The organism is Burkholderia sp. (assembly GCF_018375725.1).
GTDB lineage: Bacteria > Pseudomonadota > Gammaproteobacteria > Burkholderiales > Burkholderiaceae > Burkholderia.
Window position 1 is genome coordinate 1 of the sequence record NZ_JAHACR010000235.1, and the last position, 6917, is coordinate 6917.

The window sequence follows — 6917 nt, forward strand, 5'->3', positions numbered from 1 at the left end:
TCGCTGCTGGCGGTTGGGCTGTTGGCCGCGGCGGATCTTGGGCGTTTCCGCTGTCGCGCTTCGGCCGGCTCGTCTACATTGCCGGATGCTGGAAAACGGCTCGCGGCGCGACATCGCGCGGGCCGCCCGCCCATAACAAATCGCTCATCTGCATGAAGCCTGTCGTTCGTCTCACCGCCTCCGCCACGCGCGCGCTGCCGCGCTGGCTGCTGCTCACGCTCTGTATCGTCTACGCGGCGTTCGGCCTGTTCGGCCGCGACCCATGGAAAAACGAAGACGCGGCGGGTTTCGGCGTGATGTGGACGATGGCGCAAGGCAGCTGGCACGACTGGCTGCTGCCGAATCTCGTCGGCAAATACATCACGACCGACGGGCCGCTCGGCTACTGGCTCGGCGCGCTGTCGATCCGCGCGCTCGCCCCGTGGGTCGACGCCAGCAACGCATCGCGGGTCGATACCGGCATTCTGTTCTGCGTCGCCTGCGCGTTCGTCTGGTATTCCGCGTACCTGCTCGGCCGCCGCGCCGAAGTGCAGCCGTTCAAGTACGCATTCGGCGGCGAGCCGGAGCCGCGCGACTATGGCCGCACGCTCGCCGACGGCGCACTCCTGATCCTGCTCGCATGCTTCGGCCTCGCCGAGCGCGGACACGAAACGACGCCTCAGCTCGCCCAGTTCGCCTGGATCGCGATGCTCGTCTACGGCGTCGTGCGTGGCATCGACAAACCGGTACAGGGCGCATGCTGGTGGGGCCTGTCAATCGGCCTCGTCGCGCTGTCCGGCAACCCGGTGCTCGTCGGGGCGCTGGTCGCGGGCACCATCGCGATGTGGTTCGTGACACCCGACTTGCGCAATCTGCGCCTGCTCGCGATCGGCCTGCCGCTCGCCGGCGCGATCTTCGCGCTCTGGCTGCTCGCCGCATTCGTTACCGCACCCGTCGACGCCGCGTGGTTTTTCAACCAGTGGCTGCACGACAGCCTGATGCGCTTCTCCGGGCCGCCGACCGCCGTGCTCGCGTATGCCGCGAAAAATCTGCCGCTCTTCACGTGGCCCGCCTGGCCGCTCGCGATCTGGGCGTGGTGGAGCTGGGCCGGCCTGCGCCGGCGCGCACACGTCGCGATTCCGCTGTCGGTCGTCGCGCCGCTCGTCGCGCTCGTGATCCTGCAAAGCCAGCAGTCGAACCGCATGTATATGCTGCTGTTGCCGCCGCTCACGGTACTCGCGACGTTCGCCCTGCCGACGCTCAAGCGCGGCGCGATCAATGCGATCGACTGGTTCGCGGTGCTGAGCTTCACGATCCTCGGCACCTTCGTCTGGCTGGTCTGGCTCGCCGCCCTCACCGGCTTCCCGTACCCGCTCGCGCGCAACCTCGGGCGCCTCGTCCCCGGCTTCACGCCGCACTTCAAGCTGCTGTCGTTCGCCTGCGCGGTCGCGGTGACGGTCTGCTGGTGCCTGCTCGTGAAATGGCGCGTGTCGCGACAGCCGAAGGTGCTGTGGCGCAGCGTCGTGCTGTCGAGCGCCGGCACGACGCTGATGTGGGTGCTGCTGATGACACTATGGCTGCCGATCGTCAACTACGGCCGGACCTACCGCGACGTCGCGCAGCAGATCACCGCACATCTGCCGTCGGACTATGAATGCATTGCGCCCGTGCGTCTCGGCGACGCGCAGATCGCCACCTTCGCGTATTTCGGCAACATGCATTTCGGCTTTTCCGGCGACTGCGACGTGATCCTGCGTCAGGATCGCGCGGACTTCGGCGCACCCAGCTCGATGTCGCAATATGTGTGGCGACTCGTCTGGGAAGGCCGCCGCGTCGCCGACCGCGACGAACGCTTCCGCCTGTACGAGCGCATCGAGCGGCCGAAGGCGCCGAGCAAGCGCCGCCCGCCGGTGCGTCAGCCGCACTGACCGTGTTCGCCGACATCCGCCAGATCGTCGGGCTCGCATGGCCGGTGCTCGTCGGCCAGCTCGCGATCATCGCATTCGGCGTGATCGACACGGCGATGGTCGGGCGCTTCTCCATCGTCGACCTCGCCGCGCTCGGGCTCGGCTCATCGATCTATGTGTCGGTCTACATCGGCCTGACGGGCATCCTTTCCGCGCTGCAGCCCATTACGGGCCAGTTGTACGGCGCGCGCCGCTACGAGGAGATCGGCGAGGAAGTCCGCCAGGCGCTGTGGCTCGCCACATTGCTCGCGGTGCCGGGTTTCCTGCTGCTGCATTTCCCCGATCCGCTGCTGCGCATCGCGCATGCGCCCGCCGCGCTGCACGACCGCACCGTCGCGTATCTGCGCATCCTGTCGTTCGGGCTGCCGGCCAGTCTCGTCTTTCGCATCTACAACGCGCTGACCAACGCGGCCGGCAAGCCCCGTCTCGCGATGACCCTGCAGATCGGCGCGCTGATGCTCAAGGTTCCGTTGAACGTCTGGTTCATCTTCGGCGGCCTCGGCGTGCCAGCCCTTGGCGGCCCCGGCTGCGGCCTCGCGAGCACGCTGATCAACTGGGCGCTCGCGCTGACCGGCTTCACGCTGCTCGCGAAGCTCGACGTGTTCGCGCCGCTTTCGATCTTCTCGCGCTTTTGCTGGCCCGTGTGGGAACGCCAGAAGGCGATCCTGAAGCTCGGCGTGCCGATGGGCCTGTCGTACCTGATCGAGGTGACGTCGTACACGTGCATGGCGCTCTTCATCGCGCAGTTCGGCACGACGACGCTCGCCGGCCACCAGATCGCCGGCAACATCGGCGCGGTGCTGTACATGACGCCGCTGTCGATCGGCGTGGCGGCCTCGACGCTCGTGGCACGCGCACTCGGCGCCGGCCGCCCCGACGAGGCGCGGCTGCTCGGCCGGCACAGCGTGATGCTCGCGTGCGGGATCGCCGCCGCATACGGCATGCTCGTGTTCACGCTGCGCCCGCTGATCGTCGGCAGCTACACGCCGAACCCTGCCGTGGCGAGCGCCGCGCTGCCACTGGTCGCGATCGTCACCTGCTATCACTTCTTCGACGCCATGCAGATCACATCGGCGTTCGTGCTGCGCGCCTACAAAGTCGCGGTCGTGCCGACCGTGATCTATGCGGTGGCGCTGTGGGGCGTCGGGCTCGGCGGCGGCTACGTGCTCGGCTTCGACGTGGGCGGCATCGCGCCCGCGTGGCTGACGGGCGCGCGCGGCTTCTGGTTCGCGAACACGATCAGCCTGATGCTCGCGGGCGCGGGACTGACGCGCTACCTGCACTACGTGAGCCGCACGCACCTGTCGCGCAGGTCATCGCGATCGGCCGACGTGATCACGATGTAGCGAAGCCCAAGCGCTGCGACCCGCCGTCCGACTACGCCGCATCAGGCGACGAGCGCAGCCGCCTCGGTCGCGTCGCCGCCCTCGCCCGCCGCTTCGTCGCGGCGGGCGAACACCTCACGCGCCGCGAACAGCGCGTTGAGCGCGGCCGGAAACCCCGCGTAGACGGCCATCTGCATGAACACCTCAACGATTTCGTCGCGCGTGCAGCCGACGTTCAGCGCAGCCTCGATATGCACCTTGAGCTGCGGCTGCGCGTTGCCGAGCGCGGCCAGCGCCGCGATCGTCGCGATCTCGCGCGACTTCAGGTCGAGCTGCGGCCGGCTGTAGATGTCGCCGAAGCCGAATTCGACGAGGAGCCGCCCGAAATCCGGCGCAATCGGCGCGAGCGCGGCGATCACGCGCTCGCCCACTTCGCCGTCGATTTCCTTCAGCTTGCTCCAGCCGCGCGTATAGCGATCTTCAACCGGTCGTTCCATGGTGTCCGTCCTTTTTCGATGGTGAATGAGAGGTACTCGCCCGTCGTTCCGTCTCGCGCTCCTGCGTCTCGTAGTACGCGATCTTGTCGCATATCGTGTCGAGGCTCGCCTGCAGTTCCGCGATATGCGCGCGCACCGCATCGCGATGCGCGACCAGCAACCGTCGCCGCGCCCCGAACGTCGACTCGCCCTCCGCGCGCAGCGCCGCGAACTGCTGCATCTGCGCGATCGGCATGCCGGTCGCCTTCAGGCGCATCACGAACGCAAGCCAGTCAAGGTCGGCCGGCGCATAGAGCCGGTGTCCGGCCGCCGTGCGCGAAATCGCGCGCAGCAGGCCGGCCTGCTCGTAATACCGCAACGTATGCGTCGACACGCCCGTCAGCCGGGCGACTTGCCCGATCGTCAGCGGACCGGCGGCGGAAGGTCTGGATACGGTTTTCGACATGGCACGCTCAAGGTTAGAAGTTAGAGTTCACTCTAAGTCAAGCCGCATCGACCGGCCAGTACGGCGACTTGCGCAGACACCGTAAAGAATGGTCAAAAGCGCTGTCCGCCGCGGCTTTCTGGCTTTACAGCGACGCAAGCCTTCAGCAAGATTCGGTCAGCCTGTCTTAAAAAGGGCACGCATTTGTCCTATGCTTAACGCGATACGCGGCCTCGCGTCGTCGGCCGTCCGTTGCAACCGTCCATCATCCGTCTGAACCTGGGAGCCTTTGCCATGCTGAAAAAGCTGCTGATGCTGTTCGTCGCGCTGTCGCTGTCCCTGACCGCGGCCTTCGCCGCCGCAGTCGAAGTCAATACGGCCGACCAGGCCGCGCTCGAATCCGTGAAGGGTCTCGGACCCGTGAAATCGAAGGCGATCATCGACGAACGCACCAAGAACGGCCCGTTCAAGAACGCAGACGATCTCGCGAACCGCGTGAAGGGACTGGGCGCGAAGTCGGTCGCGCACCTTGAGGAGAACGGCCTGACGATCGGCGGCTCGTCGACGCCGCCGAAGGGTGAAAAGGCATCGAAGCCCGGCGTGACGACGAACCCGATGAATACAACGACGGGTACGAAGACGACCGGCGCCGCACCGGCGGCCACGCCCGCGCCGACGCCGGCCGCGAGCGCGCCTGAGGCGGCGGAGAAGCCGGCCAAGGCCAAGCGCGCATCGAAGAAGGACAAGGCGGCGTCCGCGGCAGCGGCCCCCGCACCGGCGCCCGGCGCGAGCGCGCCGGCTGCCGCATCGCCCGCGAAAGCCACGAAGGAGTCGAAGAAGAAGAGCAAGAATGACAATGCAGCCTCCGCCGCCGCGGCGTCGGGCGCCTGATGCACGCCGCGTGCGCGGCGATATGCGCATGCGGTTTCGTTCCACTGGCGCCGCCATCGCGGCGCCTTTCATTGAAGGTGAAGAATCATGGGTCTACTCGATATCGTCGGCGGTCTGATCGGCGGCCAGGCCGGCGGCAATTCGCAAAGCGCGCTGCTGTCGGCCGCGCTCGAATTCATCAATAACCAGCCGGGCGGCCTGAACGGCCTCATCGAGAAGTTCAAGGCGGGCGGCGCCGGCGACATCATCGGCTCGTGGGTCGGCACCGGCGAGAACCAGCCGATTTCGCCCGAGACGCTGCAACACGTGCTCGGCTCGGACACGGTCGGCGCACTGGCGAGCAAGGTTGGCATCGATCCGGGCCAGGTGTCCGGCATCCTCGCTCAGGCGTTGCCGCACGTCATCAACGGCGCGACGCCGAACGGCGAAGTGCCGGCCGGCGGCCAGCTCGACGCGCCGAACCTGCTCGGGACGCTGTCGCAGCTCGCCGGCCTGTTCGGCGGCAACAAGCAGGGCTGAACCCGCTTTCGCGCAGTACATAAAAAAACACCCCGCCGGAATGGCGGGGTGTTTGTCTTTCGGGATCCGGCATCGGCCGGATCCGCTTCAGGCGGTCAGTGAACGACGCGGTCGAACACGAACCTGCCGTCGCGAACGTCGACCGGAATCACGTCCTTCGGACCGAAACGGCCCGCGAGGATGAGCTTCGCGACCGGGTTCTCGATCTCCTGCTGGATCGCGCGCTTGAGCGGCCGCGCGCCGAACAGCGGATCGTAACCGACCTTCGCGATCTGCTCGAGCGCCGCTTCCGACACTTCGAGCGACATGTCGAGCTTCGCCAGGCGATCATGCAGACGCGCGAGCTGGATCTTCGCGATCGACTGGATGTTGCTGCGGTCGAGCGCATGGAACACGACGACATCGTCGATCCGGTTCAGGAACTCGGGGCGGAAATGCAGCTTCACCTCGTTCCACACCGCCTCCTTCACCTCTTCCTGCGGCGCGCCTTCCATCGACTGGATCACCTGCGAGCCGAGGTTCGACGTCATCACGATCACCGTGTTCTTGAAGTCGACCGTGCGGCCCTGCCCGTCCGTCATCCGGCCGTCGTAGAGCACCTGCAGCAGCACGTTGAACACGTCCGGGTGCGCCTTCTCGATCTCGTCGAGCAGGATCACGCTATACGGCTTGCGGCGCACGGCTTCCGTCAGATAGCCGCCCTCCTCGTAGCCGACGTATCCCGGCGGCGCGCCGATCAGCCGCGCAACGCTGTGCTTCTCCATGAACTCGCTCATGTCGATGCGGATCAGATGCTCTTCCGAATCGAACAGGAAGCCGGCCAGCGCCTTGCACAGCTCGGTCTTGCCGACGCCCGTCGGGCCGAGGAACAGGAACGAGCCGTACGGACGGTTCGGATCCGCGAGACCCGCACGCGAACGGCGGATCGCATCGGCGACCGCGTCGATCGCCTCGTTCTGGCCGACCACGCGTTCGTGCAGCTTTTCCTCGATGTGCAGCAGCTTCTCACGCTCGCCCTGCATCATCCGCGACACCGGAATGCCGGTTGCGCGCGACACGACCTCGGCAATTTCCTCCGCGCCGACCTGCGTGCGCAGCAGACGCGGACGCGTCGGGCTGTGCTGCTCCTGCTCTTCGGCCTGCGTGACCTGCTTCAGTTGCGCCTCGAGCTGCGGCAGCTTGCCGTACTGCAGCTCCGCGACCTTCTCCAGCTTGCCTTCACGCTGCAGCCGCGCGATATCCGCACGCACCTTCTCGATCTCTTACTTGAGCTGCGCGCTGCCCTGCACCGCCGCCTTCTCGGCCGTCCAGATCT

6 protein-coding genes and 1 pseudogene are annotated in these 6917 nt (G+C 66.9%); 4 read left to right on the forward strand and 3 right to left on the reverse strand.

Going from position 1 to position 6917, the window contains the following annotated elements; all coding sequences use genetic code 11:
- Positions 1–152 precede the first annotated feature (152 nt).
- Positions 153–1907, forward strand: a complete 1755-nt coding sequence (locus KH616_RS19310; RefSeq protein ID WP_292249749.1) for a glycosyltransferase family 39 protein — start codon at positions 153–155, stop codon at positions 1905–1907.
- 2 nt (positions 1908–1909) lie between these two features.
- On the forward strand, positions 1910–3292 hold the full coding sequence (locus KH616_RS19315; protein ID WP_292249744.1) for an MATE family efflux transporter: 1383 nt from the start codon (positions 1910–1912) through the stop codon (positions 3290–3292).
- 41 nt (positions 3293–3333) lie between these two features.
- Here the strand turns inward: KH616_RS19315 and KH616_RS19320 are convergent, their stop codons facing one another.
- Both KH616_RS19320 and KH616_RS19325 read right to left on the reverse strand, forming a co-directional pair.
- On the reverse strand, positions 3334–3768 hold the full coding sequence (locus tag KH616_RS19320) for a carboxymuconolactone decarboxylase family protein (RefSeq protein WP_292249745.1): 435 nt from the start codon (positions 3766–3768) through the stop codon (positions 3334–3336).
- The gene (locus tag KH616_RS19325) at positions 3752–4213 is read right to left on the reverse strand and encodes a MerR family transcriptional regulator (RefSeq protein ID WP_292249746.1); all 462 of its coding nucleotides are present in this window, start codon (positions 4211–4213) and stop codon (positions 3752–3754) included. Before KH616_RS19325 ends, KH616_RS19320 begins: the two co-directional genes overlap by 17 nt.
- 273 nt (positions 4214–4486) lie before the next feature.
- Here KH616_RS19325 and KH616_RS19330 point away from each other — a divergent pair, with 273 nt between their 5' ends.
- Positions 4487–5083 (forward strand): helix-hairpin-helix domain-containing protein, encoded by a 597-nt coding sequence (locus KH616_RS19330; RefSeq protein WP_292249747.1) that lies wholly within the window; start codon positions 4487–4489, stop codon positions 5081–5083.
- 87 nt (positions 5084–5170) lie between these two features.
- On the forward strand, positions 5171–5602 hold the full coding sequence (locus tag KH616_RS19335) for a YidB family protein (protein ID WP_292249748.1): 432 nt from the start codon (positions 5171–5173) through the stop codon (positions 5600–5602).
- Positions 5603–5697: 95 nt separating this feature from the next.
- Here KH616_RS19335 and KH616_RS19340 read toward each other — a convergent pair.
- Positions 5698–6917: pseudogene (locus KH616_RS19340) on the reverse strand (AAA family ATPase); the annotation flags it as partial.

What these genes read in the sequence shown, in the direction of transcription:
- KH616_RS19320 (WP_292249745.1), bottom strand. Translation starts at nt 3,768, where the DNA reads ATGGAACGACCGGTTGAAGATCGCTATACGCGCGGCTGGAGCAAGCTG.
- KH616_RS19325 (WP_292249746.1), bottom strand. Translation starts at nt 4,213, where the DNA reads ATGTCGAAAACCGTATCCAGACCTTCCGCCGCCGGTCCGCTGACGATC.
- KH616_RS19310 (WP_292249749.1), top strand. Translation starts at nt 153, where the DNA reads ATGAAGCCTGTCGTTCGTCTCACCGCCTCCGCCACGCGCGCGCTGCCG.
- KH616_RS19335 (WP_292249748.1), top strand. Translation starts at nt 5,171, where the DNA reads ATGGGTCTACTCGATATCGTCGGCGGTCTGATCGGCGGCCAGGCCGGC.
- KH616_RS19330 (WP_292249747.1), top strand. Translation starts at nt 4,487, where the DNA reads ATGCTGAAAAAGCTGCTGATGCTGTTCGTCGCGCTGTCGCTGTCCCTG.